Source organism: Streptomyces sp. MMBL 11-1, assembly GCF_028622875.1.
Taxonomy (GTDB): Bacteria; Actinomycetota; Actinomycetes; order Streptomycetales; family Streptomycetaceae; genus Streptomyces.
Map to the genome: position 1 here is coordinate 2518285 of NZ_CP117709.1, position 26993 is coordinate 2545277.

The following is a 26993-nucleotide window of genomic DNA, read 5'->3' on the forward strand; positions in this document are numbered from 1 at the left end:
CGGTACGGGCAAGGGGGCTCGACACGATGCAGCAGGCACCGGTCCTGGCGAGCGCGGCCGATCCCGCCTCGGAGGCCTGGCAGGCCAACGAGGCGGCTCATCGCGCGCTCTCCGACGAGCTGGCGGGACGCCTCGCCACGGCACGGCTGGGCGGGGGTGAGAAGGCGCGGGCCCGCCACGAGGCGCGCGGCAAGCTGCTCCCCCGCGACCGGGTGGACACCCTCCTCGACCCGGGCTCGCCGTTCCTGGAGCTGGCCCCGCTGGCTGCCGAAGGGCTGTACGGGGGCGCCGCCCCGGCCGCCGGGGTGATCGCCGGGATCGGGCGGGTCAGCGGCCGGGAGTGCGTGATCGTCGCCAATGACGCGACCGTCAAGGGCGGCACGTACTACCCGATGACCGTGAAGAAGCACCTGCGCGCCCAGGAAGTCGCGCTGGAGAACCGTCTCCCCTGCCTGTATCTGGTCGACTCGGGCGGTGCGTTCCTGCCGATGCAGGACGAGGTCTTCCCCGACCGGGACCACTTCGGGCGGATCTTCTACAACCAGGCCCGGATGTCGGGGGCCGGAATTCCGCAGATCGCGGCGGTGCTGGGCTCCTGCACGGCGGGCGGGGCGTACGTCCCGGCGATGAGCGACGAGGCAGTGATCGTCCGGAACCAGGGCACGATCTTCCTCGGCGGCCCGCCGCTGGTGAAGGCCGCCACCGGCGAGGTCGTCACGGCGGAGGAGCTGGGCGGCGGCGAGGTCCACTCCCGTACGTCGGGGGTCACCGACCATCTCGCGGAGGACGACGCGCACGCCCTGCGGATCGTCCGCAACATCGTCGCGACACTCCCGGACCGGGCCCCGCTCCCCTGGTCGGTCGAGCCGGCCGAGGAGCCGAAGGTCGACCCGGCCGGTCTGTACGGGGCGGTCCCGGTGGACTCCCGCACCCCGTACGACGTACGCGAGGTGATCGCGCGCGTGGTGGACGGCTCGCGCTTCCAGGAGTTCAAGGCGGAGTACGGCACGACGCTGATCACCGGCTTCGCCCGGATCCACGGCCACCCGGTCGGGATCGTCGCGAACAACGGGATCCTGTTCTCCGAGTCGGCCCAGAAGGGCGCGCACTTCATCGAACTGTGCGACCAGCGGGGCATCCCTCTCGTCTTCCTCCAGAACATCTCCGGCTTCATGGTCGGCCGGGACTACGAGGCGGGGGGCATCGCCAAGCACGGCGCGAAGATGGTCACGGCCGTGGCCTGCACCCGCGTCCCGAAGCTGACGGTCGTGGTCGGCGGTTCGTACGGCGCGGGCAACTACTCCATGTGCGGCCGGGCCTACAGCCCCCGCTTCCTCTGGATGTGGCCGAACGCCAAGATCTCGGTGATGGGCGGCGAGCAGGCCGCCTCCGTGCTGGCCACCGTCAAGCGCGACCAGCTCGGCGACGACTGGAGCGCCGAGGACGAGGAGACGTTCAAGGCCCCGATCCGCGCCCAGTACGAGACCCAGGGCAACGCCTACTACGCGACCGCCCGGCTCTGGGACGACGGTGTGATCGACCCCGTGGACACCCGGCAGGTCCTGGGCCTCGCGCTCACGGCCTGCGCCAATGCCCCGCTGCCCCAGAAGGACCCGGCCGGGCCCGGCTTCGGCGTCTTCCGGATGTGAGGAACAGATGACGATGTTCGACACCGTTCTGGTCGCCAACCGCGGCGAGATCGCGGTCCGGGTGATCCGGACCCTGCGGGAGCAGGGCGTGCGCTCGGTCGCGGTCTTCAGCGACGCGGACGCGGACGCCCGGCATGTGCGGGAGGCGGACACGGCGGTCCGGATCGGCCCGCCGCCCGCCGCCGAGAGCTACCTGAACGTGGCGGCGCTGCTCGACGCGGCCCGCCGCACCGGCGCGCAGGCCGTGCACCCCGGGTACGGGTTCCTGGCGGAGAACGCGGAGTTCGCGCAGGCGTGCGCGGACGCGGGCCTGGTCTTCATCGGCCCGCCCGCCTCCGCGATCTCCCTGATGGGCGACAAGATCCGGGCCAAGGAGACGGTCGCGGCGTACGGGGTCCCGGTGGTCCCGGGCTCCTCGGGCAGCGGCCTGACCGACGCCCAACTGGAGGAAGCGGCAAAGGAGATCGGCATGCCGGTCCTCCTGAAGCCGAGCGCGGGCGGCGGCGGCAAGGGCATGCGCCTGGTCCGTGACGCGGCGGTGCTGGCGGAGGAGATCGCGGCGGCCCGCCGCGAGGCACGGGCCTCCTTCGGCGACGACACCCTCCTCGTGGAGCGGTGGATCGACCGGCCGCGCCACATCGAGATCCAGGTGCTGGCCGACGCCCACGGCAACGTGATCCACCTCGGCGAGCGCGAGTGCTCGCTCCAGCGCCGCCACCAGAAGATCATCGAGGAGGCCCCCTCGGTCCTCCTCGACGAGGAGACCCGGGCGGCGATGGGCGAGGCGGCCGTGCAGGCGGCGCGCTCCTGCGGGTACGCGGGCGCGGGCACGGTGGAGTTCATCGTCCCGGGCGACGACCCGGCCTCGTACTACTTCATGGAGATGAACACCCGCCTCCAGGTCGAGCACCCGGTCACCGAGCTGATCACCGGCCTGGACCTGGTGGAGTGGCAGCTGCGGGTGGCGTCCGGCGAGCGACTGCCGTACGCACAGGAGGACATCACCCTGACCGGCTGGGCGATCGAGGCCCGCGTCTGCGCCGAGGACCCCGCCCGGGGCTTCCTCCCCTCCGGCGGTACGGTGCTGGCGCTGCGCGAGCCGCAGGGCGGCGGGGTGCGGACGGACTCGGGGCTCAGCGAGGGCGTGCCGGTGGGCAACCTGTACGACCCGATGCTGTCGAAGGTCATCGCGTACGGCCCCGACCGCGCGAGCGCGCTGCGCAAGCTGCGGGCGGCCCTCGCGGACACGGTCATCCTCGGCGTCCCGACCAACGCGGGCTTCCTGCGCCGTCTGCTGGCCCACCCGGACGTGGTCTCCGGCGACCTGGACACCGGGCTGGTGGAGCGCGAGGCGGAGGGCCTGGTGCCGGACGGGGTGCCGGACGAGGTGTACGCGGCGGCGGCCGCGGTCCGCCGGGAGGCGCTGGAGCCCCGGCCGGACGCGGGGGGCTGGACGGACCCGTTCTCGGTGCCGAACGGATGGCGGACGGGGGGTGTGCCGGCGCCGCTGCTCTTCCCGCTGCGAGTAGCGGGAGCTGAACCCGTCACTCGCTGCGCTCCGGCCTCCGCGACGGTCACGCCCGACCACGTCACGGTCGAACTCGACGGCACGGTGGGCCACTTCCACCGCTCCGGGGAGTGGCTCGGCCGGGACGGCGACACCTGGCACGTCCAGGACCACGATCCGGTGGAGGCCTCCCTGAGCGGGGCGGGCCGGAGCGGGGCGGACACCCTGGCGGCCCCGATGCCGGGCACGGTCACGGTGGTGAAGGTCGCCGTCGGCGACGAGGTCGAGGCCGGACAGAGCCTGCTCGTGGTGGAGGCGATGAAGATGGAGCACGTGATCTCCGCCCCGCACGCGGGGACCGTCACCGAGCTGGACGTCACGGCGGGCGCGACGGTCGCGATGGACCAGATCCTGGCGGTCGTGGTCCCCGTCCCGGCCGCTTCGGTCCAGGAGGGCTCATGACCATGCGCACGCTCCCCATGGAGGTCCCGGCCCCCGGGCTGCCGGCCCGGGTCCGCATCCACGAAGTAGGCGCGCGGGACGGTCTCCAGAACGAGAAGGGGATCGTTCCGACGGAGGTGAAGGCGGAGTTCATCCGCCGACTGGCGGTGGCCGGCCTGACCACCATCGAGGCGACGAGCTTCGTGCACCCGAAGTGGGTGCCCCAACTGGCGGACGCGGAAGCCCTGTTCCCGCTCCTCGGGGAGATCGCGGACGTGGGCGACGTGGCCCTCCCGGTCCTCGTGCCGAACGAACGCGGACTGGACCGGGCCCTGGCGCTCGGGGCCCGGTCGATCGCGGTGTTCGGCTCGGCGACGGAGACGTTCGCCGCGCGCAACCTGAACCGGACCGTGGACGAGTCGCTGGCCATGTTCGAGCCGGTGGTGGCCCGCGCCAAGGCGGAGAAGGCGCACGTCCGCGGCTATCTGTCGATGTGCTTCGGCGACCCGTGGGAAGGCGCGGTGCCCGTGGCACAGGTGGTCCGGGTCGCGAAGGCGCTGATGGACCTGGGCTGCGACGAGCTGTCGCTGGGCGACACCATCGGAGTGGCGACGCCGGGCCACGTAACAGCGCTGCTGACAGCCCTGAACGAGGCGGCGGTCCCCACGGACTCCATCGGCGTCCACTTCCACGACACATACGGCCAGGCGCTGTCCAACACCCTGGCGGCGCTCCAGCACGGGGTGATCACGGTCGACGCCTCGGCGGGCGGCCTGGGCGGCTGCCCGTACGCGAAGAGCGCCACGGGCAATCTCGCCACCGAGGACCTCGTGTGGATGCTCGACGGCCTCGGCATCGAAACGGGCGTCGACCTCGACGCGCTGACCGCCACCAGTGCCTGGATGGCCGGACACCTGGGCCGGCCGAGCCCGTCCCGCACGGTCCGCGCCCTGACCCCTTCCTCTTCTTCCCCCTCCCACAAGGAGTGAGCCACCCATGTCCCTGGACCACCGGCTGACCGCCGAGCACGAGGAACTGCGCCGCACCGTCGAGGCGTTCGCGCACGATGTGGTCGCGCCGAAGATCGGCGACTTCTACGAGCGCCATGAGTTCCCGTACGAGATCGTGTGCGAGATGGGCCGGATGGGCCTGTTCGGGCTGCCGTTCCCGGAGGAGTACGGCGGTATGGGCGGCGACTACCTGGCGCTCGGGATCGCCCTGGAGGAGCTGGCCCGGGTCGACTCCTCGGTGGCGATCACCCTGGAGGCCGGGGTCTCGCTGGGCGCCATGCCGCTCCACCTGTTCGGCACACCGGAGCAGAAGCGGCAGTGGCTGCCGAAGCTGTGCGCGGGCGAGGCGCTGGGCGCGTTCGGCCTGACCGAGCCGGACGGCGGCTCGGACGCGGGCGGCACCCGGACGACGGCGGTCCTGGACGAGGCCACGGACGAGTGGGTGATCAACGGCTCGAAGTGCTTCATCACCAACTCCGGTACGGACATCACCGAGTTGGTGACGGTGACGGCGGTGACGGGCCGCAAGGAGGACGGCCGCCCGCTGATCTCCGCGATCATCGTCCCCTCCGGCACCCCCGGCTTCACGGTCGCCGCCCCGTACTCCAAGGTCGGCTGGAACGCCTCGGACACCCGGGAGCTGTCCTTCGCCGACGTCCGCGTCCCGGCGGCGAACCTCCTGGGCGAGCAGGGCCGGGGCTACGCGCAGTTCCTGCGCATCCTCGACGAGGGCAGGGTCGCGATCTCGGCGCTGGCCACGGGCCTGGCGCAGGGCTGCGTGGACGAGTCGGTGAAGTACGCGGCCGAGCGCCACGCGTTCGGCCGGCCGATCGGCGCGAACCAGGCGATCCAGTTCAAGATCGCCGACATGGAGATGCGCGCCCACATGGCCCGGGTGGGCTGGCGCGACGCGGCCTCGCGGCTGGTGGCGGGCGAACCGTTCAAGAAGGAGGCGGCGATCGCGAAGCTGTACTCCTCGACGGTCGCGGTGGACAACGCCCGTGAGGCGACGCAGATCCACGGCGGCTACGGCTTCATGAACGAGTACCCGGTGGCGCGGATGTGGCGCGACTCGAAGATCCTGGAGATCGGCGAGGGGACGAGCGAGGTACAGCGGATGCTGATCGCACGGGAGTTGGGGCTGCCGGGCTGACACTCCGACCGTCGCCGCCGCCCCGCCTGCTGTGGATCGCTCCACGGCGGGCGGGCCGGACCTGCGGGCAAGGGGGTCACCCATCGCTCTCTGGCGGCACGAGGTCGGGGCAGAGCGAGTGCCCGCATTGACAGGGCGGCCACCGGAGTGCGGCTCCGGGGACGAGGTCGTCCTGGTCATGGCCATCGGTCGGAACGACGAGAACCCCATCGCTGCCCAGCTCCCTCATGAGTCGAGAGAGATTCCGCCGACCATCGCTGCTTTCCACCATGACGAACTAGCCTCCCAGTCCCAGGACTACGACCATCAGTGACGCTACTGTCACTGACAGTCCCAGGACTGTCAACCTTCTCTTCGCTGTGTTTGACTGCTCCTGTCGAGAGGAGGGACGCATGGCGCCCAAGTGGCGGGACTTGGCCGACCGGCTGGCCGAACGCATCAGAAGCGGCGAGTACGAGCCGGGCCGGCAGTTGCCTCACATCAGGGACCTCGTGGCATCGGGTGAGGGATCCAAGTCGACGGTCCATGCGGCATACAAAGCGCTGGAGGCAGAGGGCCTGGTGACTTCGTCGCGCGGCCATGGCACTGTCGTACGGCCACCGGCAGCTCTCCAACGACTCGGCATCGATCGCTACGACAAAGCGAAGTGGCGCGACGGCGACGAAGTCGCCTTCATCGCGGACCGAGTAGCGTCTGGGCGACCGCACAGCCGTGGCGACCAGACGCAGACAGTGAGCCAGATCGAAGCCACGGACACCATTGCCGCCGCCCTTGGCCTGCGGCCAGGATCCGACGTGTACGCGCGAGCCCGCCTCATCAAGGAAAGTGGCCATCCCACGCACACCCTGACCAGCTACTACCGCCCCGAACACGTCGAAGGCACCCGTCTGGTCGACCCGGCACCCGGCCCGGCCGGGCGTGGTGGAGGGTTCCGTGTCCTGTACGACGCCGGGTACGAGATCGACCACATGCGCGAGGAGCTCTTCGCGCGCCCGGCCACGCCGGAGGAGGCGAAGCTGCTGCAACTACCGTCAGGTGAAGCCGTGGTGGAGCTTCATCGGACAGCGTTCACCGCAGACGGATCGCCCGTCGAGTTCGCCATCGGTGTGCACGCCGCATCGAGGTTCCGCTGGACGTACGACTTCGCAGTACCGGACTCGGCGCGCACAAAGGGCAAGCAGTCGTGATGACTGCCCAGTCCTGGTCGGACGCCCGGCAGGTGTGGGACCACCACCTCATGCACCACACCCCACGCCCCTGCTCGGTCATCGTCGGGCTGGGCAGCCATGACCTCGGGGTGGCCGACGTGTCGGCGGGGTTCTACCTGCACGGGCTGGCCCCCGTCATCGTGTTCACCGGCTCGACCAGCCCCACCACCCGCGAGCGCATGCCGCGTGGCGAGGCCGTGCACTACCAGGAGCGGGCCGTCGAACTCGGCGTGCCGGCCTCCGCCGTGCTCGTCGAGCCGAAGGCCCGCAACACCGGGGAGAACATTCGCTTCTCGCGGGCCCTCCTCGAAGCGGCTGGTGTGCGAGTGGACTCCGTACTGCTGGTCAGCAAGCCGTACGAGGAGCGGCGCGCGTACGCCACGGCCCGCAAGCTGTGGCCGGGCGTGGACGTCGTCAGCGCGTCGAGCCCCATGACGTTCGAGGAGTATGTGGACTCCATCGGGGACGACCGGCTGGTCATCGACATGCTGGTCGGGGCCATGCAGCGGCTGCTCGTCTACCCCGCGCAGGGGTTCATGATCGAGCAGCCCGTCCCGGACGAGGTCTCGGCAGCGTACGAGCGGCTGGTCGAGGGCGGGTTCACGAGCCGGCTGATCCCGCGGCCTCCTCGATCAGATCCGTGACCGGGCCGGGCTGCGATGCCAGGGACGCGTGGCCGGCGTCCAGCTCGATGATCCTGCGCGGGTTCATACGCTCGGCCATGCGGCGCTCGTTGTCGGGGTGGATCATGCGGTCGTCGGTGGAGACTTGGTACCAGGTCGCCTTGGCGCGCCAGGCCGGGGCGGTGACGTTGTCGCCGAAGGTCGAGGCCAGCGGTGCCTTCTGTGTCACCGCCATCACCAGCGCCTCCTCCTCGGACAGGTCCTGGGCGAAGCTCTCGTGGAACTTGTCCTGCTTGACCCACAGATAGCCGTCGGAGTCCGGGGCGAGGTTCTCGAACGCCGCGGGGGGCTTCTCCTGGCTGATCTGTCCGGGGCTCTCACCGGCGTCCGGGGCGAACGCGGCGATGTAGACGAGTCCGGTGACATTCGGCAGGTCACCGGCCTCGGTGATGACCGCGCCGCCGTAGGAGTGGCCGACCAGGACCACCGGCCCGTCGATCTGCCGGACCATCTTGCGGGTGCGCTCGGCGTCCTCGGCCAGTGAGGTCAGCGGGTTCTCCACCGCGTGCAGGGAGCCGAAGCCCCGGCGGTGCAGCTCGGTGATGACCTTGCCCCAGTGGGCGGCGCCGCCCCAGAAGCCGTGGACGAGGACGATCGCGGGTTCGTCAGCCATCGGGCGGACCTTTCGAGGGGGGCGACGTGATGGAAGGCGTGCGTCCCCAGCAGACATCCATCCGCTCGTCCCCGCCTGCCGGGGCCGTTATTCAGGTGACCGGGCCGGCCGGTCACAGTGAAGGCCCCGTCCCTGGCCCCCGCCCCCGGCCCCCGGCCAGGCCGCCTCACCGCCAGGCGTGGCGGATCTTCAGCCGGCCGTACCCCAGCGCCCCCGAGAAGCGGATGCGCGGCGCGCCGGGGCGGGCCGGCTGCCGGGGCCTGTAGCGCAGGTCCTTCCACCCGGTCGTGAGGCCCTCGACCTCGACGATCGCGTCGCGCGGGACCGTGATGCTCGCGTTGCCGGTGCCGAGGCTCAGCTCGATGTCGATGACCGGGTGTTCGATGATCGCCCGGGACAGGTCCAGCCGCACCCGTCCGAAGGCGGACTGGACCTTGAGGACGCGGGGCACCCGCCATGCGCCGCGCCGCTTGATCCGTCCGCCGGCGGCAGCGATCGTCGACGTCGTGCCCGGGTCCTCCGCCGGGAGCAGGTCGACGGCCGACGCGAGTTCGCCCTGCGTCGTGGCGGCCAGCACCCGGCCCAGGCGCTCGTCCATCTCCTCGTGCGCGATGTACCCGTCGGCGTACGCCTCGCGCACCCGCCGCACGGCGTTCTCGCGGTCGTCCTCGCTCACGCGCGAAACGGCGTTTCCCTGGGGTGAGTTCACCCCATCACTCTAGTGCGGCCCCGGCCCCGCCGACATGGCTGGCGGGACGACTCCGGGGGCTTCGGTCCTTCACCGAGGCGCCTATGTCGGGCTGCCGGTGGACTGGTGGGGGGACGCGCTCGATGGGGTCGTGTTCAGTGGGTCGTGTTCAGTGGCGGGGCAGCGCCTGGGCCACGGTGGTCTGGGAGGGGTCAATGGTGGTGCGCCCGTCCTCGATGTCCCACAGCGTGTTCTGCAGCAGCCGGGCCAGGGTCCAGCCGGCCGCGCGTCGGCGGTCCAGCCCGAGCGCTTCGGTCAGCAGGTCGAAGCGGCGCCGCACCGCCCGGGAAGCGTCCCCGGGGGTGCGGAACTTCTCCCAGCCGGTGTCCAGCGCCGGCCACAGGTCGAAACCCGGGTCGCCGACGAGGGGTTCGGGGTCGATGGCCAGCCACGGCTCGCGCTCGGCGGCGAGCACGTTGCCGTAGTGCAGGTCCCAGTGCAGCATCCGGTCGCCAGGGTCACCGGCCAGCTCGGTGACCACCGATGCCCAGTCGTGCAGCCGCCGCTGGTCCTGGGGGTCCGGCAGGGCGGCGACGGCCGCCGGCACGGACGCCAGCATGTCGCGCGCGATGGCACCGAGCCCGCGCAGACCCTCGGGTGCCAGGCCGGAGTGCAGCCGGGCCATGAGTCCGGCCAAGACGTTCATGGCGACGTCGTCGTCCTCGACGGAAGCCAGGGTGCGTGAGCCGTCCAGGCGTTCCAGCAGCATGGCGCTGCTCTCCGGGTCGTGGTCGAGCAGCCGCACGATGCCGTTGCCGTTCCACGCCCGCAGCCCGATCAGCGCGGCGGCCGTCTCCTCGCGGGGCATCTGGAGTTTCAGCGCGGCACGGGTGTCGTCCGCCCGGCGCACCGGCACCACCAGCGAGGCCTCGCCGGACCCGGTGCCGCCGTCGCGCTCCAGTTCCCATCGGTCGAGCAGCTCAGCCACCAGTGCGGGCAGCCGCGCAATCCAGGCCCGTTGCTCATCGCCCCCGTTCCTCAGGTGCGAGGCGACGAGCGTGTCGGGGATCTCCATGTCCTGCGGCGAACTCATGGGGCGTGGTCCTTGGGAGGAGCGGGTTTTCCACCGCGACCGCAGGTGGTGACGCGGGTCGAGCGGCGGCTGGTGCGGGGACGCGGGTCTCACGGGCCGATGGGCCGTTCCGTCGCGGAGCATGACGTACGGGACGCCGGAGCGCATGCGGGCGGGGCGGAGGAGAGCTTGCGGGCGGCCTTGTCGGGGATCTTCCCACCGGCCGGAGTCGGTCCGTGGCCGGAAGGGGCGTTCTTGCCGACGCCCGCCCAGGGCTCCCGGCGGCGGCCGTGGTGAGGACCGCGACCGGGCGCACCGCCGACGGGAGTTCACCGGACCACGCCGCACTCGTCGCCCCCTGTCTCCGGCCCGACGGTCCCGCCCGGAATACAGAAACTGCCGGACTACAGAAACTGATCGGCGCCCCATGACGCGGCACGGGGCCGGGACGCGTCCGGGCCCCGCGATCTCAGGAGACCGCCGCCTCGGCCTCCTGGCGGGCGTCGTAGTCGGCGCGGGCCTTCGCGATCTCCTGCTGGTGGCTCTCGGTCCAGTCGACCAGGGCCCTGATCGTCGTGTGCAGCGTCGCGCCCAGCTCCGTCAGCTCGTACTCCACGCGGGGCGGGACGACGGGGTAGACCGTGCGCCGCACCAGGCCGTCCCGTTCGAGCTGGCGCAGGGTCACCGTCAGCATGCGCTGGCTGATGCCCTCGATCAGCCGGCGCAGCTCGGAGAAGCGCAGCGTGCGGCGTTCCAGGTGGGCGATGGCGAGGAGCGACCACTTGTCCGCGACGCGGTCGAGGATCTGCCGCACCTCGCACCCCTCGCGGACGTCCCACTGGCTGATGTCGTAGTCCGGCCCGGCGCCGGTATCCGCGCAGTTACTCGGTGACTTCGAAGTGCCTTCTTCCATACCTCCCCACGGTGCCGCAAGCTTCGAGTGGTTACAAGAGGGAACCAAGCAGCACTTCAGTAACTCGCCGCCGCCTCGCGCCGCTTGACGCCCGCGTACGCGAACCCCATGCCGTCCACACGCAGTTGCGGCAGCTCGCCATGCCCTTTCCCGACCGCACAACAAGGAGAAGTCCCGTGTCCTCATCACCATCCCTTTCCGGACCGACCGGTGACCGCATGACCGGCCGCTCGTGGGGCGTGCTGTTCGTCCTGTGCGGCGCGATCTTCCTGGAGGGCATCGATGTGGCCATGCTCAACGTGGCCCTGCCCGCGATCCGTGACGATCTGGATCTGTCCACCGGCACGCTCCAGTGGGTGATGAGCGCGTACGTCCTGGGCTACGGCGGTTTCATGCTGCTGGGCGGACGGGCGGCCGACCTGTTCGGCCGTCGCCGGATGTTCCTCCTCTGGCTCGTGGTGTTCCTGCTCTTCTCCGGCCTGGGCGGGCTGGCCACCGAGGGCTGGATGCTGGTCGTCGCCCGCTTCGTGACGGGGATCTCCGCGGCCTTCATGACCCCGGCCGGCCTGTCGATCATCACCACCGGCTTCCCGGAGGGACCGCAGCGCAACAAGGCCCTGCTGGTCTACTCGGGCACAGCCGCCGGAGGCTTCTCGATCGGCCTGGTCGTCGGGGGGCTGCTCTCCGCCGTCGACTGGCGCTGGGTGTTCTTCGCCCCGGTCGTCCTCTCGTTCGGCATCCTCCTCGCCGCGCTCGCGCTCGTCCCCGCCTCACCCCGGCCGGACCGCACCGGGCAGGGCGTCGACCTGGCCGGAGCGGTCGCCGTCACCGCCGGGATCCTGCTGCTCGTCTTCGGCGTCGAGCGGGCCTCGCACGTCCCGCTCGCCTGGACCGTCGGCACGATCGGCGCGGCCCTGCTCCTCTTCCTCGCGTTCGTCCTGATCGAGCGCGCCTCGTCCTCACCTCTGGTGCGCCTGGGCCTCTTCCGCAGCGGGGCGCTGGTCCGCGCCAACGTGTCGGGGCTGCTGTTCGCCGCCGGGTTCTTCGGCTTCCAGTTCATCGCCGTGCTCTACCTCCAGGAGCTGCGCGGCTGGTCGTCCCTGCGGACCAGCTTCGCGCTGATCGTGATCGGTGTGGACGCGGTCCTCTCGCCGCTCCTCACCCCGAGGCTGGTGGCCCGGTTCGGCAACGCCCGGGTGATCTTCGGCGGACTGCTGGTCGCGTCGCTGGCGTACGCCCTGTTCCTGCCGATCGCCGCGGACTGGACGTACGCGGCGATGTTCCCGGGCCTGCTCCTCCTGGGCCTGGCCTTCTCCCTGGTCTACGGGCCCCTCACCATCGTGGCCACCGACGGCATCGCCGAGGAGGAGCAGGGGGTGGCGGGCGGGCTGCTCTACACGTCCTTCCAGTTCGGGGCCGCGCTGGGACTGTCGGCGGTGGCCGGCGTCAACGTCGCGGCCACGGACGGTACGTCGCCCGCCGCGCTCCTCGACGGGTACCGGGCGGCCCTGGTCGTCCCGCTGGCCGCCGCCCTGACCGCCGCCGCCGTCAGCGCGTTCGGCCTCCGCGCCCGGCGTGCGGCGGCGACGGGCGGGCCCTCCTCCGGCGACGGCGGCCGGGGCGGCAGCAGCGCCTCGCCGGGCGGGAACAACGTTGCGGGCGACGTCGAGCGGCCCGCACCGATCGGCGCCTGAACGCGCTTGCAAGGCGGTGGGGGGGCGTACGGGTGGGCCCGGCCGCCCCCAACCCCAACGGCCGTACGCCGCCCCCTCCGTATTGCGGTCGACACCTCCCGCGCGCCTCCGGCAGAGTCCCCTCATGGATCTCACGGACCACCCGCACTGGCCCCTCTACCGGCTCCGCCTCCGCACGCCTCGCCTCGAACTGCGGCTGCCCGGCCTCGGACTCCTGGACGAGCTGGCCTCGGTGGCGGCCCACGGGGTGCACGACCCGGACCGCATGCCGTTCAACGTGCCGTGGACCGACGGGACCCCCGCCGAGGTGGGGCGGGCGGTGTTCCAGCACGTGCTGGGGACCGTGGCCGGCTGGTCCGCGCAGGACTGGACGCTCAGCCTGGCCGTCCTCCACGAAGGGAAGGTCGTCGGGCGGCAGGACCTGATGGGGCAGCGGTTCGGGGTGCGGCGGGAGACGGAGACCGGGTCGTGGCTCGGGCTCCCGTACCAGGGGCAGGGCTTCGGTACGGAGATGCGCGCCGCCGCCCTCCACCTCGCGTTCGCCGGGCTCGGCGCGCGGTACGCGGTCTCCGCCGCCATGACCGACAACCCCCGTTCGCTCAGAGTCTCGCGACGCCTCGGATACACGGACGACGGCCTGAAGACCGACGACGTACGGGGGGTTCCCGTCACCCTGCGGCGACTTCGCCTGGACCGGGCCCGGTGGGAGGCACACCGGAGCGTCGAGGTGACCGTGGAGGGACTCGACGCCTGCCGGGCGGAGTTCGGGGTCTGAGGTGGAGGTCCCGCGCACCGATGACCGGGCACGGGAGGCGGAAGCGGAGGCGGACGCGGGCACGGGCACGGGCACGGAGGGCGGACGCGGAAACGGACACAGACACAGACACAGACACGCCACGGCACGGCACGGCACGGCACCACGATGACCGTGGGTGACGGCCTCCACCGGGGGCAGCCCGTCCGAGATTCACCCGTTCCGGTGGCCGCCCCCCGCAAACGCCCTCCGACGACGACAGATCACCCATGATCGGCCCGGTGATCACCCGCCGCACACGCCCCGCCTCCGGGCACCGGGCGGCTCGGACCGTCGGGGTCGGCGTGGCTGCGACGGTGACACGCGGTGATATGCGTAACTCTGAGTCATGGAACGCGAGAAGTGCGAGCCATGCGAAGTGTTTTCCACTGGAGGCGAAAGAGTGTCACGTCAGCGTCTGAGGCTGGGAGTACTGGCCCTTGCGGCCCTGGTTCTGTCAGGTCCCGCGGTTGCCCCGACCGCGGCGGTAACCTCCTGGCAGGCCACCACGGGCATCCACGGGCAGGCCGTCCTGGCGGGCCCGTCGGCCGACGAGGATCCGGGCTTCCTCAAAAGGCGTCAGAGGGCCCAGGCCGAGGGGCTCATCGACGCCGACGGCAGAGTCCCGGGAAGTCAGAGCGAGGGGAGCCGCGCCTGGCCCCACGATGACACGGGATACCGCATCCAGCCCCGGGACCTGGAGTTCCTCGGGCTGACGCGGCAGCAGGTCACGTGGTGGCGCCACTACCAGGCACCGCTGGGCACGACTCCCCACCAGTTCAAGCGCATGTCGGCCTCCCTGTTCAGGGTGCTGTGCTCCGCCTGCGAGCGCCCCCAGGACTACGACGTACGGCTCCAGGGATCATGGGCGTTCTTCTTCTCGGGCCGCCACAAGAACTTCCCGACCGAACGGGACCTGGCAGGACAGCCGGTGGCGCCGGCGAGGTTCCAGGAGTGGATGGGCTCCACACCCCCCGCCGAGCGCCCGGCGCGCCGCCCGTTCGACGCGTTGCACAAACTGGGGATGCTCGACGAGAACGGGAAGCCGTACGGGCCCAGCGACGGGGACTTCCAGATCTCGTCCGACGTCATGGTGGCCAAGGCCCGGGCGAAGTGGGATGAGCTGAAGAGCGCGGGGAAGCTCAGCGATGAGGACATCCGCAAGGGATTCATCCACGAGAAATTCAGCTTCGTCAACCGGACGGCGGTCCAGGAGGCCTTCCCGGACCTCGAAAAGTGGTCGACCGTATGGGAGGAGCGGCTGGGCCGGGGCATCGCCCCGTCACTGTTCCCCAGCTCCGGGCCCCCCGACACGTCCCAGAAGGGGAACGGGATCTCCACCCACTTCCGCAACTCCGACTGGGTGGTGACCAACCCGCCGAAGCACTGACCCGGTTCCGTCCCGGTCGGCCGGGTCACAGCCGACACCCTTGACCTGAACGCCGTACGCGCTCCTCGGCCGCCGCCGCTCCCGCTCCGACGGGACGGCGGCGGCCGTTCGCGTGGGGCCGACCTCGGACGCCGGCCTCGGGGGCAGGGGCGGGAATCAGACAACAGGTGCATCAGAAGGGGCAAGGGGAGCAGTCGAGCGCAAGGTTAGGTTAGGCTAACCTAACTTCGACATCGCGTCCTCGTCCCCCCTTCCTGCCCGGAGGGCCGCGATGAAGTTCCCCTTACCCGGGAGGACCCTTCATGCGTTCGCACCTGCTCAACAACACGACCGCGGAGCACTATCGAAACACCGTATCCGCGGGAGTGGAACGGGTCGCGGCCACGCTCGCCGCCACCGAGCGCCCCTTCAGTGGGATCGGCGTCGACGAGCTCGCCCCCGCCGTCGACGCGATCGACCTCGACCGGCCGCTGGGCGACGCCGCCGCGGCCCTCGACGAGCTGGGCGAGGTCTACCTCCGTGACGCCGTCTACTTCCACCACCCCCGCTATCTGGCGCACCTCAACTGCCCGGTCGTCATACCCGCCGTGCTCGGCGAGGCCGTGCTCTCCGCGGTCAACTCCTCCCTGGACACCTGGGACCAGAGCGCGGGCGGCACCCTCATCGAGCGCCGGCTGATCGACTGGACCGCCGAGCGGATCGGGCTCGGCCCGGCAGCCGACGGGATCTTCACCAGCGGTGGTACGCAGTCCAATCTCCAGGCCCTGCTGCTGGCACGGGAGGAGACGAAGGTCCGGCCGGAGCACTTCACGCGGCTGCGGATCCTCACCTCCGAGTGCAGCCACTTCAGCGTGCAGAAGTCCGCCAAGCTGCTCGGCCTCGGCCCGGACGCCGTCGTTTCCGTTCCGGTCGACCGCGACAAGCGCATGCGGGCGGTCGCCCTGGCCCGCGCCCTGGAGCGTTGTCTCGCCGAGGACACCGTCCCGATGGCCGTCGTCGCCACCGCCGGCACCACGGACTTCGGGTCCATCGACCCGCTGCCCGAGATCGCCGCGCTGTGCGATCAGTTCGGCGTCTGGATGCACGTGGACGCCGCGTACGGCTGCGGTCTGCTCGCCTCCCGCGAGCGGGGCGGGCTGCTCGACGGCATCGCGGGCGCCGACTCGGTCACCGTGGACTACCACAAGTCCTTCTTCCAGCCCGTCAGTTCCTCCGCGCTGCTGGTCCGCGACCGGGCGGCCCTGCGGCACGCGACGTACCACGCGGAGTATCTGAACCCGCGCCGGACGGTCGAGGAGCGGATACCCAACCAGGTCGACAAGTCCCTCCAGACGACCCGCCGCTTCGACGCGCTCAAGCTGTGGATGACGCTGCGCGTCATGGGCGCGGACGGCGTCGGTGAGCTGTTCGACGAGGTCTGCGACCTTGCCGCCGAGGGCTGGCGGCTGCTCGCCACCGACCCGCGTTTCGACGTGGTCGTCGAGCCGCAGCTCTCCACGCTCGTCTTCCGCTACGTCCCGCCCGGTGCCGCCTCCCCCGACGAGATCGACCGGGCCAACCTCCATGCCCGCAAGGCACTGTTCGCCTCCGGGGAGGCCATCGTCGCGGGCACCAAGGTAGGCGAGCGCCAGTACCTGAAGTTCACCCTGCTGAACCCCGAGACGACCGTGCGGGACATCGCCGCGGTCCTCGATCTGATCTCCGGCCACGCCGAGAAGTACCTGGGAGACTCCCTTGACCGCGCTTCCTGAACCCCACGACTTCATCGGGATCGGGCTCGGCCCGTTCAACCTCGGCCTGGCCTGCCTGACCGAGCCGGTCGACGAGCTGAACGGCGTCTTCCTGGAGTCCAAGCCGGACTTCGAGTGGCACGCCGGAATGTTCCTCGAAGGCGCCCATCTCCAGACGCCGTTCATGTCGGACCTGGTCACCATGGCCGACCCGACCTCGCCTTACTCGTTCCTGAACTACCTCAAGGAGCGCGGCCGGCTCTACTCCTTCTACATCCGGGAGAACTTCTACCCGCTGCGGACCGAGTACAACGACTACTGCCGCTGGGCCGCCGCGAAACTGAGCAGCATCCGGTTCGACGAGACCGTCGAGACAGTGACGTACGACGAGGGCTCCGAGCTCTACACCGTGCGCACCGCCTCCGGTCGGCTGTTCCGGTCCCGGCATCTGGTCCTCGGCACCGGCACGCCGCCGCACATCCCGGACGCCTGCCGAGGGCTCGGCGGGGACTTCCTGCACAACTCCCGTTACCTGGAGGCGAAGAGCGAGCTCCAGAGGAAGCGGTCGATCACTCTGATCGGCAGCGGGCAGAGCGCGGCGGAGATCTACCACGACCTGCTCTCCGACATCGACACCTACGGCTACCGGCTCAACTGGGTCACCCGCTCCCCGCGGTTCTTCCCGCTGGAGTACACCAAGCTCACGCTGGAGATGACCTCCCCGGAGTACATCGACTACTTCCACGCGCTGCCCGAGGAGACCCGCTACCGCCTGGAGACCGGTCAGAAGGGGCTGTTCAAGGGCATCGACGGGGAGCTGATCGACGCGATCTTCGACCTGCTCTACCAGAAGAGCGTCGCCGGGCCCGTGCCGACCAGGCTGCTGACCAACTCCGCCCTGGTCAGCGCCCGTTACGACGCGGACGGCGGCGCGTACAGCCTGGGGCTGCGCCAGGAGGAGCAGGGCAAGGACTACGAGCTCACCGCCGAGGGCCTGATCCTCGCCACCGGCTACCGTTACGAGCCGCCCGCCTTTCTCGCGCCCGTCGCCGGGCGGCTGCGCCTCGACAGCCGGGGCCGCTTCGACGTGGCTCGCAACTACAGCATCGACACCACCGGGCGCGGGGTCTTCCTCCAGAACTCCTCGGTGCACACCCACTCGATCACCTCGCCCGACCTCGGCATGGGCGCCTACCGCAACGCCTACATCATCGGCGAGCTGCTCGGCCGTGAGGTCTACCCGGTCGAGAAGTCCATCGCCTTCCAGGAGTTCGCCGTATGAGCCGCCCCGAGAACCGCCGCGCCCCCGGCACACCCGGCGCGTTCACGGTCCGCCCGCTGGACCCCGCCGCCGACGCCGGGCTGGTGCACGGCTGGGTGACCCACCCCAAGGCCGCGTTCTGGCTGATGGGCGACGCCGGACGCGCTGACGTGGAACAGGAGTACCGGTCCATCGCCGCCCACCCGCACCACGACGCGTTCATCGGGCTGCACGACGGCGCGCCCGCCTTCCTGATCGAGCGCTACGACCCCGCCGAGGTCGAGCTGAAGGGGCTGTACGAGGCGGAGCCCGGCGACGTCGGGATGCACTTCCTGGTCGCCCCCACCGACACCCCGGTGCACGGCTTCACCCGGGCCGTGATCACCGCCGTGATGGATTTCCTGTTCGCCGACCCGTCGGTGCGCCGGGTCGTCGTCGAGCCCGACGTGACCAACAGGGCCGTGCAGGCCCTCAACAAGGCCGTCGGCTTCGAGGTGCTCCGGGAGATCACCAAGCCGGAGAAGACAGCTCTGCTCAGCGCCTGCACCCGCGAGCAGTTCGAAGCAGCAACCGGAGGAAACGACCGATGACGACCGCCCTCACCGAGAGCGTCGCCCACCTCTCCCCGGAGCGCTGGGCCACCGCAAACCGACTGCTGGTACGCAAAGCACTGGCGGAATTCAGCCATGAACGGCTGCTGACGCCGGCGCCGCTCGGCAACGACCACTTCACCGTCCGTAGCGACGACGCCTCCACCGAGTACCGCTTCACCGCGCGCCTCTTCGCCCTGGACCACTGGCAGATCCCCGCCGAGACCATCACCCGGCACCGGCACGGCTCCGAACTTCCCCTGGATATGACGGAGTTCCTCATCGAGCTGCGGCACACGCTCGGGATCTCCGCGGAGGTCCTGCCGGTCTATCTGGAGGAGATCTCCTCCACCCTGGCCGGAACCGCCTACAAACTCACCAAGGAACCGGCGACCTCCGGCCAGCTCGTCGCCGCCGGCTTCCAGGCCATCGAGACCGGGATGACCGAGGGCCACCCGTGCTTCGTCGCCAACAACGGGCGGCTCGGCTTCGGCGTGGACGAGTACCGGGCGTACGCCCCCGAGGCGGCCTCGGAGATCCGGCTGGTCTGGCTGGCCGCCCGCCGTGACCGGGCCACCTTCACCGCGGGCGCCGGTCTCGACTACGACGCGCTGGTCAAGGGTGAGCTGAGCGAGGCGGCCCGGGAACGGTTCGACGGCACGCTGCGCGGGCTCGGCCTCGACCCCGGCGACTACTTCCTGCTGCCCGTCCACCCCTGGCAGTGGTGGAACAAGCTCGCGGTCAGCTTCGCCGGAGAGCTGGCGGCACGGCATCTGGTGGTGCTCGGCGAGGGTGAGGACAGGTACCTCGCCCAGCAGTCGATCCGCACGTTCTTCAACACCGACCACCCGGACAAGCACTACGTCAAGACGGCGCTGTCGGTCCTGAACATGGGCTTCATGCGCGGACTGTCCGCCGCGTACATGGAGGCCACTCCCGCGATCAACGACTGGCTGGCCGGTCTGATCGAGCGCGACGAGCTGCTGCGCGGGGCCCGGTTCTCGATCATCCGGGAGCGGGCCGCGATCGGCTACCACCACCGGTCCTACGAGGCGGCCACCGCCAAGGGCTCCCCGTACCGGAAGATGCTGGCCGCCCTGTGGCGCGAGAGCCCCGTGCCGGGACTCCGGTCCGGCGAGCGGGTCGCGACGATGGCCTCACTGCTCCACACCGACCGCGAGGGCGGATCGGTGGCCGGGGCGCTGATCGCCGAGTCGGGCCTGGACCCGCGGGTGTGGCTGCGGCACTACCTGGACGCCTATCTGGTGCCGGTGCTGCACAGCTTCTACGCCTACGACCTCGTCTACATGCCGCACGGCGAGAACGTGATCCTGGTCGTGGAGGACGGTGTCGTCACCCGCACGATCTTCAAGGACATCGCCGAGGAGATCGCGGTGATGGACCCGGACGCGGTGCTGCCGCCGCAGGTCGAACGGATCCGGGCCGAGGTCCCGGAGGACCTGAAACTGCTGTCGGTCCTCACCGACGTCTTCGACTGCTTCTTCCGCTTCCTGGGCGCGGGCCTGGCCACCGAGGGCGTCCTGCACGAGGACACCTTCTGGCGGACGGTCGCCTCCTGTGTGCGCGACTACCAGAAGTCGATGCCGTATCTCGCGGACAAGTTCCAGCGGTACGACCTGTTCGCGGCGGATTTCGCCCTCTCCTGCCTCAACCGCCTCCAGCTGCGCGACAATCAGCAGATGGTCGACCTCAACGACCCTGCTGGCGCACTACAGTTGGTGGGGCGTCTGAAGAATCCGATCGCCGGGTTCTGAGCCCCGGCCGCCGCATCGCGGCAGCCCGCCCGACCGGTGAGCGCCCGGGGACGGTCCCCCGGGCGCTCACCTTCTCCGCCCGGAAGACGGGCTGGCAGAATCGCGGGCATGGCAGAAATCATCCAGCGGGACGGAACGTGGACATTCGACGGGGACACCGTTCGGATCGTGCCGGGAGGAAAGGCGCATCCGGTCCGGCAGGAGCTGGGTGAGACAGCCGTACCCCTGCGGGCGGTGGCGGGCGTCTCGTTCGAACCGGACCGCAAGGGCGGGCGGCTGCGGCTGCGCGGCGGCGCCTGCCCGGTACTGCGGGCCGCCGACGGCCGGCTCAAGGACGGCGCCGACCCCTATGCGCTGACCGTGGAGAAGGACCGCACCGGGGTCGCGGAGTACTTCGTCGACGAGGTCCGCAACGCGCTGCTGATCGAGCAGGTGCCGGAGGGCCCCGTGGACCGTTTCCTGCTGCCCGGCCCCGCGCTGCCGGTCTCCGGCGGAGGCGGTGACGGCACGGCGTCCTTCGACGGGGAGACGGTCCGGCTGACCTGGAACTGGAAGGCCGAGGAGTCCAAGACCGCCGGGGGCCCGTCCGTCTTCCCGCTGTCGCGGATCGCGGGCGTGCGGTGGCTGCCCTCGATCGGGCTGGAGAACGGCTACCTCCGCTTCGAGCCGGTCGAGGGGGCCGTCTCGGCTCCGCCGAAGTACGACACGTACGCCCTGGACCTGTGGGGGATCTCCAAGAAGGAGCACACGGCGGTCCTGGTCGCGGCGGCGGTGCTGATGCGGCTGCCCGGGGCCCGTGCGGCGCTGGACGCACCGGAGGCGGCCCCGGCCCTGGCCAAGGCGGCCGAGCCCGCCGCCCCGCCCGCCGGCGACCACGACACGTTGCTGCGGCGACTCCGGGAGCTGGGCGAGCTGCACCGGGCCGGGGTGCTCACCGACGAGGAGTTCAGCACCGCGAAACAGGCCGTCCTGCGCAGCATGTGAGGCGATCGAGCCGCATTCCAAGCATCGCCTGCCCGATTTCGGGCAGATTTCTTGCATAAGAACGCCCCGGCACGCAATATCGACGGGTGCTTGAACGCCGCTCGTCGCACGACGACCTCATCGACCACCTCGTACGCTCCACCGCGCTCCAGCGCGGCGAGGCGGCCCGGGTGATCCTCGACGTGCTGGCGTACTTCGACGAGAGCACCGACGACTTCGTCCGGCGCCGCCACCGCGAACTGCAGTCCGGCGGCCTGGTCAACACGGAGATCTTCGAGCGGATCGCGGCCGAGCTGCCGCACCGCGCCGTGGCGCCGCCGGAGCTCTCGCTCCGCCAGCTGCGCCGCATCGTCTACGGCTGACCCGGGGGCCGGCCGGGCGCCCGTGCGGGGCGTCGAACGGAAATGCGTGTACGTCGATGGAGGGGCAGAGAACACATGTGCGGAATCGTCGGTTACATCGGAAAGCGTGACGTCGCTCCGCTGCTGCTGGAAGGCCTGCAGCGGCTGGAGTACCGGGGGTACGACTCCGCGGGCATCGTCATCACCGGCAAGGCGGCGGCGGGCAAGCCGGGCGCGCTGAAGATGGTCAAGGCCAAGGGCCGGGTCCGCGAGCTGGAGGCCAAGGTCCCCAAGCGTTTCGCCGGCACCACCGGCATCGCCCACACCCGCTGGGCCACCCACGGCGCGCCGAGCGACGAGAACGCCCACCCGCACATGGACGCGGAGAACAAGGTCGCCGTCGTCCACAACGGGATCATCGACAACGCCTCCGAGCTGCGCGCCAAGCTCACCGCCGACGGCATCGTCTTCCTCTCCGAGACCGACACCGAGGTGCTGGTCCACCTGATCGCCCGCGCCCAGGCCGAGACCCTGGAGGAGAAGGTCCGCGAGGCGCTGCGCTCGGTCGAGGGCACCTACGGCATCGCCGTGCTGCACGCCGACTTCAACGACCGCATCGTGGTCGCCCGCAACGGCTCCCCGGTCGTCCTCGGCATCGGCGAGAAGGAGATGTTCGTCGCCTCCGACGTCGCCGCCCTCGTCGCCCACACCCGCCAGGTCGTCACGCTGGACGACGGCGAGATGGCCACGCTGAAGGCCGACGACTTCCGTACGTACACCACGGAGGGCTCGACCACGACGGCCACGCCGACCACCGTGGAGTGGGAGGCCGAGTCGTACGACATGGGCGGCCACGACACGTACATGCACAAGGAGATCTCGGAGCAGGCCGACGCCGTGGACCGCGTCCTGCGCGGCCGGATCGACGACCGGTTCTCCACCGTGCACCTGGGCGGACTCAACCTGGACGCCCGCGAGGCGCGCGGGGTGCGCCGGATCAAGATCCTCGGCTGCGGCACCTCGTACCACGCGGGCCAGATCGGCGCCCAGCTGATCGAGGAGCTGGCCCGCATCCCCGCCGACGCCGAGCCGGCCTCCGAGTTCCGCTACCGCAACCCGGTCGTCGACCCCGACACCCTGTACGTCGCGGTCTCCCAGTCGGGCGAGACGTACGACGTGCTGGCCGCCGTCCAGGAGCTGAAGCGCAAGGGCGCGCGCGTCCTCGGCGTGGTCAACGTGGTCGGCTCCGCCATCGCCCGTGAGGCCGACGGCGGGACCTACGTCCACGCGGGCCCGGAGGTCTGCGTCGTCTCCACCAAGTGCTTCACCAACACCGTGGTCGCCTTCGCGCTGCTCGCCCTGCACCTGGGCCGGATCCGTGACCTGTCGGTCGCGGACGGCAAGCGGATCATCGACGGGCTGCGCAGGCTGCCGGAGCAGATCAGCGAGATCCTGGCGGGCGAGGACGAGATCAAGCGGCTCGCGGCGGAGTACGCGGACGCCAAGTCGATGATGTTCATCGGCCGGGTGCGCGGCTACCCGGTGGCCCGCGAGGCCTCCCTGAAGCTGAAGGAGGTCTCGTACATCCACGCCGAGGCCTACCCGGCCTCCGAGCTGAAGCACGGCCCGCTCGCGCTGATCGAGCCCGCGATGCCGACCGTGGCGATCGTGCCGGACGACGATCTGCTGGAGAAGAACCGCGCCGCGATGGAGGAGATCAAGGCCCGCAGCGGCCGCATCCTCGCCGTCGCCCACCAGGTGCAGGAGAAGGCCGACCACACCATCGTCGTGCCGAAGAACGAGAACGAGCTGGACCCGATCCTCATGGGCATCCCGCTCCAGCTCTTCGCGTACCACACGGCCCTGGCGATGGGCCGCGACATCGACAAGCCGCGCAACCTGGCGAAGTCCGTGACGGTCGAGTAGACGGCCGCGCGCAGACCTGGGGCCCCGTACCGTCGCGCAGACGGTACGGGGCCCAACGCGTGCCGCTCCAGGGCTTTCTGGCGGCAGATCAGGAAACTCGGACCGCACGGCTCGCTCACGCCGCTCCCGCCGCTCCGGCCGCTCCGGCCACTCGCCGGTGTCTCCGCGGCCCGGGCCCGGGGCCCTTCAGGGGATGACGATGACGGGGCGTCGCGCGCGGCGGGCGAGGCGGCCGGCGACGGATCCGAAGATCCGGCCCACGATGCCGTGCGTGGAGCCCACGACGATGGCGTCGGCGGCGTACTCCCGGCCGACCTCCTCCAGTTCGTGGCAGATGTCGCCACCGCGCTCGACGAGCACCCAGGGCACATCGGAGAGGTAGTCCGCGCAGGCCAGCTCCAGGCCGAGGACCTCGGTGCGGTGATCGGGGACGTCGACGAAGACGGGGGGCTCGCAGCCCGCCCAGACCGTGGTCGGCAGCCGGTTGGCGACGTGGACGATGATCAGCCCGGAGTCCGAGCGGCCGGCCATGCCGATGGCGTAGGCGAGAGCCCGCTCACTGGACATGGAGCCGTCGAAACCGACCACGACACCGTGCCGGAAGGCGGGATCGCACGCATGGCGTGCTTCGTCGACCGTCCGCGGCTCCGACCCTGGGTCGGCTACCGGCTTGCGGTCTTTGGGTTCAGGGATTTCGTGACCGGCCATCGGTGTCTCGGCGAAGAGAGTCCTCGTGAGGAGGGAACGGTTTCGAGAGGTGCATCAGCTGGTGGTGGAGCTCTGTCCGGGAATCATCTTCCCAACCCCATACCCCCAAGGGTACGGGGTCACTCCTCCACCGCCCAGACCCCCGCAAAAGCGTGCGTGACGCTGGAGGGAGCATGCCCGAGCCCGTCCGGGATGGCAATGCCGGTTGTGTCGTACACGGGCCTCGGAGGGGGGTGAACAGGGTCGGCCGTCCTGTTTTTCGCGACGTCCGACGGCCGCCCCGCTCGCGCGGCGGCGAGGCCCTCACCCGGTCCCTGTTGGCCACACCGCCGCCGGGCCGTCACCCCGGGGCGTGACGCCGCGACGGGCTCGGCGCGATCCTCGTCCGGGACGAGCACGGCGACAGCCCCCGCCGCGGCGGACGGCGAGGTCCGCCGGACCGGCCCCGGCCGGCCTCCGATGCCCGCGCTTCTCGTGCCCCACGGCCCATCGGTCGGTAATCCGGTCCTGCGGAACCTCGGCCCCGCCCCCGTCGCGACCGCCCGCCGAATCCCCTCGCGGCGGCCCGAACGCGCCATGGTTCACAGCGCCGAGGGAGCGCACCGGCGCGACCGTCAGGCGCCGGTTGTGCGCCCGGCGTGACCGGATACAGCACACACAACTGATGGTTTTCAGCCAACTTCACCTGGGTGCCGAACCCTTCGCGTGATGGCCGGAGACCCCACCGCCCACCAGGCAGGAACGGACCGCGCGGTACGCTTTCACCCGACGCGGACGGGCCACGTTGGCGAAGGACACTTCCCTGTGCGCTTCGCGGGTGGAACGCTTCGTGATCGAACGCTTCACGCCACGTTTCCTTATCGACATTGAGCTGGTGGGGGAAGGTGTCACGGCGGGACCACGCGACGCAGTAGATTCGATCTTGGAAATCGGAGACTGGGGACACGTGCGACACCGAGGGGAAACGTGCAGGAGCCACAGGCCCGTAAGGACCAGGGAGACGCGAACACCGAGGGGGGCTTAGCGTCATGAGCCAGGACTCCGCCGCCGCGACGGAGGCCGCACGCAAGCTGACCGGGCGGCGACGCCGGGAAGTCGTTGCCGTGCTGCTGTTCAGCGGCGGCCCTATCTTCGAGAGCTCCATCCCGCTCTCCGTTTTCGGAATCGACCGGCAGGACGCGGGAGTTCCCCGCTACCGCCTGCTGGTCTGCGGCGGCGAGGAAGGACCGCTGCGCACTACCGGTGGGCTCGAACTCACCGCGCCGTACGGCCTGGAGGCGATCAGCAGGGCCGGCACCGTGGTGGTGCCCGCCTGGCGGTCGATCACCTCGCCGCCGCCCGCCGAGGCACTGGACGCGCTGCGGCGCGCCCACGAGGAGGGCGCCCGCATCGTCGGTCTGTGCACGGGAGCCTTCGTGCTCGCGGCCGCCGGCCTGCTGGACGGACGGCCGGCCACCACACACTGGATGTACGCGCCGACGCTGGCCAAGCGCTATCCGTCGGTGCACGTCGATCCGCGCGAGCTGTTCGTGGACGACGGCGATGTGCTCACCTCCGCCGGCACGGCCGCCGGGATCGATCTCTGCCTCCATATAGTCCGCACCGACCACGGCACGGAAGCCGCGGGGGCACTAGCCCGCCGGCTCGTCGTGCCGCCGCGGCGCAGTGGTGGGCAGGAGCGCTACCTGGACAGGTCTTTACCGGAGGAGATCGGCTCCGACCCGCTCGCCGAGGTCGTGGCCTGGGCCCTGGAGCATCTGCACGAGCAGTTCGACGTGGAGACGCTCGCCGCGCGCGCCTATATGAGCAGACGCACCTTCGACCGCAGGTTCCGTTCGCTCACCGGCAGCGCACCGCTGCAGTGGCTGATCACCCAGCGGGTGCTGCAGGCGCAGCGGCTGCTGGAGACCTCCGACTATTCGGTCGACGAGGTCGCCGGCCGCTGCGGCTTCCGCTCCCCGGTCGCGCTGCGCGGGCACTTCCGCCGCCAGCTCGGCTCCTCCCCCGCCGCGTACCGGGCCGCTTTCCGGGCCCGCCGTCCGCAGGGGGTGGCGGAGAGCGCCGCGACGGTGGTCGAGACGATGGTGCCCAGCCAGGGGCCACCGTCCGGACGCCGGGGCTCGCCCCTGTCCTCCGCGGCCGTCGCCGTGGCGGCGTCGGTGGGGTCCGGGGAGCTGTCCCTGCCGGGTCCTGACGCGTACGTCCCCGGACGCCCGGCCCTGCCGGGACAGCGGAGCGCCCCGTAGGGTGGGGCGCATGAACGACCGCATGGTGTGGATCGACTGCGAGATGACCGGGCTCTCGTTGACGGACGACGCACTCATCGAGGTGGCCGCCCTGGTCACCGACTCGGAGCTGAACGTGCTCGGCGAAGGGGTGGACATCGTGATCCGCCCGCCGGACGCGGCCCTGGAGACCATGCCCGAGGTGGTGCGGCAGATGCACACCGCCTCGGGCCTCCTCGACGAGCTGGCCGGGGGCACCACCCTGGCGGAAGCCGAGGAGCAGGTCCTGGCCTACGTCCGTGAGCAGGTGAAGGAGCCCGGCAAGGCCCCGCTCTGCGGAAACTCGGTAGGGACCGACCGCGGGTTCCTGGCGCGGGACATGCGGGAGCTGGAGGGCTACCTCCACTACCGGATCGTGGACGTGTCCTCGATCAAGGAGCTGGCCCGGCGCTGGTACCCCCGGGCGTATTTCAACAGCCCGGCCAAGAACGGCAACCACCGGGCGCTGGCGGACATCCGTGACTCCATCACGGAGCTCCGCTACTACCGGGAGGCGGTCTTCGTGCCGCAGCCCGGCCCGGACTCCGAGCACGCCAAGGAGATCGCGGCGCGCTTGTCGGCCCCGGCCGCACCGTAGGA

The 26993-nt window shown here is 70.9% G+C and carries 24 protein-coding genes; 19 read left to right on the plus strand and 5 right to left on the minus strand.

Annotation, left to right across the window (positions count from 1 at the left end; translation table 11 throughout):
• The first annotated feature begins 26 nt into the window (after window positions 1-26).
• The 7 genes from PSQ21_RS10755 to PSQ21_RS10785 all read left to right on the plus strand — a co-directional run bounded on the left by PSQ21_RS10755 (window position 27) and on the right by PSQ21_RS10785 (window position 7612).
• Entirely contained in the window at window positions 27-1649 is a 1623-nt protein-coding gene (locus PSQ21_RS10755; RefSeq protein ID WP_217228267.1) for a carboxyl transferase domain-containing protein, read from the plus strand.
• Window positions 1650-1656: 7 nt separating this feature from the next.
• Complete coding sequence (locus PSQ21_RS10760) at window positions 1657-3618, plus strand: acetyl/propionyl/methylcrotonyl-CoA carboxylase subunit alpha (protein WP_274030245.1); 1962 nt, start codon at window positions 1657-1659, stop codon at window positions 3616-3618.
• Window positions 3615-4586: a hydroxymethylglutaryl-CoA lyase gene (locus PSQ21_RS10765; RefSeq protein WP_274030247.1), complete on the plus strand. Its 972-nt coding sequence runs from the start codon at window positions 3615-3617 to the stop codon at window positions 4584-4586. Before PSQ21_RS10760 ends, PSQ21_RS10765 begins: the two co-directional genes overlap by 4 nt.
• A 7-nt stretch (window positions 4587-4593) precedes the next feature.
• Window positions 4594-5760, plus strand: a complete 1167-nt coding sequence (locus tag PSQ21_RS10770) for an acyl-CoA dehydrogenase family protein (protein ID WP_274030248.1) — start codon at window positions 4594-4596, stop codon at window positions 5758-5760.
• Window positions 5761-5878: 118 nt separating this feature from the next.
• The gene (locus PSQ21_RS10775; protein WP_274030249.1) at window positions 5879-6073 is read left to right on the plus strand and encodes a hypothetical protein; all 195 of its coding nucleotides are present in this window, start codon (window positions 5879-5881) and stop codon (window positions 6071-6073) included.
• Window positions 6074-6152: 79 nt separating this feature from the next.
• Window positions 6153-6947: a GntR family transcriptional regulator gene (locus PSQ21_RS10780; protein ID WP_274030250.1), complete on the plus strand. Its 795-nt coding sequence runs from the start codon at window positions 6153-6155 to the stop codon at window positions 6945-6947.
• Window positions 6947-7612 (plus strand): YdcF family protein, encoded by a 666-nt coding sequence (locus PSQ21_RS10785; protein ID WP_397991895.1) that lies wholly within the window; start codon window positions 6947-6949, stop codon window positions 7610-7612. The genes PSQ21_RS10780 and PSQ21_RS10785 overlap by 1 nt, the downstream gene beginning before the upstream one ends.
• On the opposite strand, the gene PSQ21_RS10790 is transcribed toward PSQ21_RS10785, so the two are convergent.
• The 4 genes from PSQ21_RS10790 to PSQ21_RS10805 form a co-directional block, all read right to left on the minus strand.
• Window positions 7569-8264, minus strand: a complete 696-nt coding sequence (locus PSQ21_RS10790) for an alpha/beta hydrolase (protein ID WP_274030252.1) — start codon at window positions 8262-8264, stop codon at window positions 7569-7571. The genes PSQ21_RS10785 and PSQ21_RS10790 overlap by 44 nt on opposite strands.
• A 166-nt stretch (window positions 8265-8430) precedes the next feature.
• Window positions 8431-8940, minus strand: a complete 510-nt coding sequence (locus PSQ21_RS10795) for a DUF1707 SHOCT-like domain-containing protein (RefSeq protein WP_274030253.1) — start codon at window positions 8938-8940, stop codon at window positions 8431-8433.
• Window positions 8941-9121: 181 nt separating this feature from the next.
• Window positions 9122-10045 (minus strand): aminoglycoside phosphotransferase family protein, encoded by a 924-nt coding sequence (locus PSQ21_RS10800; protein WP_274030254.1) that lies wholly within the window; start codon window positions 10043-10045, stop codon window positions 9122-9124.
• Window positions 10046-10493: 448 nt separating this feature from the next.
• Window positions 10494-10937: a winged helix-turn-helix transcriptional regulator gene (locus PSQ21_RS10805; RefSeq protein WP_274030255.1), complete on the minus strand. Its 444-nt coding sequence runs from the start codon at window positions 10935-10937 to the stop codon at window positions 10494-10496.
• A 218-nt stretch (window positions 10938-11155) separates the two neighbouring features.
• Here PSQ21_RS10805 and PSQ21_RS10810 point away from each other — a divergent pair, with 218 nt between their 5' ends.
• The 10 genes from PSQ21_RS10810 to glmS all read left to right on the plus strand — a co-directional run bounded on the left by PSQ21_RS10810 (window position 11156) and on the right by glmS (window position 23421).
• Window positions 11156-12631 carry an MFS transporter gene (locus PSQ21_RS10810; protein WP_274030256.1) on the plus strand — a complete coding sequence of 492 codons (1476 nt, stop codon included), beginning with the start codon at window positions 11156-11158 and terminating at the stop codon, window positions 12629-12631.
• A 124-nt stretch (window positions 12632-12755) separates the two neighbouring features.
• Window positions 12756-13406, plus strand: coding sequence for a GNAT family N-acetyltransferase (locus tag PSQ21_RS10815; protein WP_274030257.1), 651 nt, complete (start codon window positions 12756-12758; stop codon window positions 13404-13406).
• Between the two features lie 421 nt (window positions 13407-13827).
• Window positions 13828-14814 (plus strand): hypothetical protein, encoded by a 987-nt coding sequence (locus PSQ21_RS10820; protein ID WP_274030258.1) that lies wholly within the window; start codon window positions 13828-13830, stop codon window positions 14812-14814.
• Between the two features lie 302 nt (window positions 14815-15116).
• The gene (locus PSQ21_RS10825; protein ID WP_274030259.1) at window positions 15117-16565 is read left to right on the plus strand and encodes a pyridoxal phosphate-dependent decarboxylase family protein; all 1449 of its coding nucleotides are present in this window, start codon (window positions 15117-15119) and stop codon (window positions 16563-16565) included.
• The gene (locus PSQ21_RS10830; protein WP_274030261.1) at window positions 16549-17826 is read left to right on the plus strand and encodes a lysine N(6)-hydroxylase/L-ornithine N(5)-oxygenase family protein; all 1278 of its coding nucleotides are present in this window, start codon (window positions 16549-16551) and stop codon (window positions 17824-17826) included. The genes PSQ21_RS10825 and PSQ21_RS10830 overlap by 17 nt, the downstream gene beginning before the upstream one ends.
• On the plus strand, window positions 17823-18395 hold the full coding sequence (locus PSQ21_RS10835; RefSeq protein ID WP_274030262.1) for a GNAT family N-acetyltransferase: 573 nt from the start codon (window positions 17823-17825) through the stop codon (window positions 18393-18395). The genes PSQ21_RS10830 and PSQ21_RS10835 overlap by 4 nt, the downstream gene beginning before the upstream one ends.
• Window positions 18392-20170, plus strand: a complete 1779-nt coding sequence (locus PSQ21_RS10840; RefSeq protein WP_274030263.1) for an IucA/IucC family protein — start codon at window positions 18392-18394, stop codon at window positions 20168-20170. The genes PSQ21_RS10835 and PSQ21_RS10840 overlap by 4 nt, the downstream gene beginning before the upstream one ends.
• 108 nt (window positions 20171-20278) lie before the next feature.
• Window positions 20279-21154, plus strand: coding sequence for a DUF4429 domain-containing protein (locus tag PSQ21_RS10845; RefSeq protein WP_274030264.1), 876 nt, complete (start codon window positions 20279-20281; stop codon window positions 21152-21154).
• Window positions 21155-21240: 86 nt separating this feature from the next.
• Entirely contained in the window at window positions 21241-21516 is a 276-nt protein-coding gene (locus PSQ21_RS10850; protein WP_003968990.1) for a hypothetical protein, read from the plus strand.
• Between the two features lie 75 nt (window positions 21517-21591).
• A complete protein-coding gene (gene glmS / locus PSQ21_RS10855; protein ID WP_274030266.1) occupies window positions 21592-23421 on the plus strand; it encodes a glutamine--fructose-6-phosphate transaminase (isomerizing) in 1830 nt (609 codons plus the stop codon).
• A gap of 186 nt (window positions 23422-23607) precedes the next feature.
• Here glmS and PSQ21_RS10860 read toward each other — a convergent pair whose 3' ends face one another.
• On the minus strand, window positions 23608-24129 hold the full coding sequence (locus tag PSQ21_RS10860; protein WP_274030267.1) for a universal stress protein: 522 nt from the start codon (window positions 24127-24129) through the stop codon (window positions 23608-23610).
• 1028 nt (window positions 24130-25157) lie between these two features.
• On the opposite strand from PSQ21_RS10860, the gene PSQ21_RS10865 reads away from it, so the two are divergent.
• Both PSQ21_RS10865 and orn read left to right on the plus strand, forming a co-directional pair.
• The gene (locus PSQ21_RS10865) at window positions 25158-26375 is read left to right on the plus strand and encodes a helix-turn-helix domain-containing protein (protein ID WP_274030268.1); all 1218 of its coding nucleotides are present in this window, start codon (window positions 25158-25160) and stop codon (window positions 26373-26375) included.
• 10 nt (window positions 26376-26385) lie between these two features.
• Window positions 26386-26991 carry an oligoribonuclease gene (gene orn / locus PSQ21_RS10870; RefSeq protein ID WP_274030269.1) on the plus strand — a complete coding sequence of 202 codons (606 nt, stop codon included), beginning with the start codon at window positions 26386-26388 and terminating at the stop codon, window positions 26989-26991.
• Window positions 26992-26993 lie beyond the last annotated feature (2 nt).

Bases quoted from the DNA above. Each gene is read 5' to 3' on its own strand.
- PSQ21_RS10755 (WP_217228267.1), top strand. From the start codon at position 27: ATGCAGCAGGCACCGGTCCTGGCGAGCGCGGCCGATCCCGCCTCGGAG.
- PSQ21_RS10760 (WP_274030245.1), top strand. From the start codon at position 1,657: ATGACGATGTTCGACACCGTTCTGGTCGCCAACCGCGGCGAGATCGCG.
- PSQ21_RS10765 (WP_274030247.1), top strand. From the start codon at position 3,615: ATGACCATGCGCACGCTCCCCATGGAGGTCCCGGCCCCCGGGCTGCCG.
- PSQ21_RS10770 (WP_274030248.1), top strand. From the start codon at position 4,594: ATGTCCCTGGACCACCGGCTGACCGCCGAGCACGAGGAACTGCGCCGC.
- PSQ21_RS10780 (WP_274030250.1), top strand. From the start codon at position 6,153: ATGGCGCCCAAGTGGCGGGACTTGGCCGACCGGCTGGCCGAACGCATC.
- PSQ21_RS10785 (WP_397991895.1), top strand. From the start codon at position 6,947: ATGACTGCCCAGTCCTGGTCGGACGCCCGGCAGGTGTGGGACCACCAC.
- PSQ21_RS10790 (WP_274030252.1), bottom strand. From the start codon at position 8,264: ATGGCTGACGAACCCGCGATCGTCCTCGTCCACGGCTTCTGGGGCGGC.
- PSQ21_RS10800 (WP_274030254.1), bottom strand. From the start codon at position 10,045: ATGAGTTCGCCGCAGGACATGGAGATCCCCGACACGCTCGTCGCCTCG.
- PSQ21_RS10805 (WP_274030255.1), bottom strand. From the start codon at position 10,937: ATGGAAGAAGGCACTTCGAAGTCACCGAGTAACTGCGCGGATACCGGC.
- PSQ21_RS10810 (WP_274030256.1), top strand. From the start codon at position 11,156: ATGACCGGCCGCTCGTGGGGCGTGCTGTTCGTCCTGTGCGGCGCGATC.
- PSQ21_RS10815 (WP_274030257.1), top strand. From the start codon at position 12,756: ATGGATCTCACGGACCACCCGCACTGGCCCCTCTACCGGCTCCGCCTC.
- PSQ21_RS10825 (WP_274030259.1), top strand. From the start codon at position 15,117: ATGCGTTCGCACCTGCTCAACAACACGACCGCGGAGCACTATCGAAAC.
- PSQ21_RS10835 (WP_274030262.1), top strand. From the start codon at position 17,823: ATGAGCCGCCCCGAGAACCGCCGCGCCCCCGGCACACCCGGCGCGTTC.
- PSQ21_RS10840 (WP_274030263.1), top strand. From the start codon at position 18,392: ATGACGACCGCCCTCACCGAGAGCGTCGCCCACCTCTCCCCGGAGCGC.
- PSQ21_RS10845 (WP_274030264.1), top strand. From the start codon at position 20,279: ATGGCAGAAATCATCCAGCGGGACGGAACGTGGACATTCGACGGGGAC.
- glmS (WP_274030266.1), top strand. From the start codon at position 21,592: ATGTGCGGAATCGTCGGTTACATCGGAAAGCGTGACGTCGCTCCGCTG.
- PSQ21_RS10860 (WP_274030267.1), bottom strand. From the start codon at position 24,129: ATGGCCGGTCACGAAATCCCTGAACCCAAAGACCGCAAGCCGGTAGCC.
- PSQ21_RS10865 (WP_274030268.1), top strand. From the start codon at position 25,158: ATGAGCCAGGACTCCGCCGCCGCGACGGAGGCCGCACGCAAGCTGACC.
- orn (WP_274030269.1), top strand. From the start codon at position 26,386: ATGAACGACCGCATGGTGTGGATCGACTGCGAGATGACCGGGCTCTCG.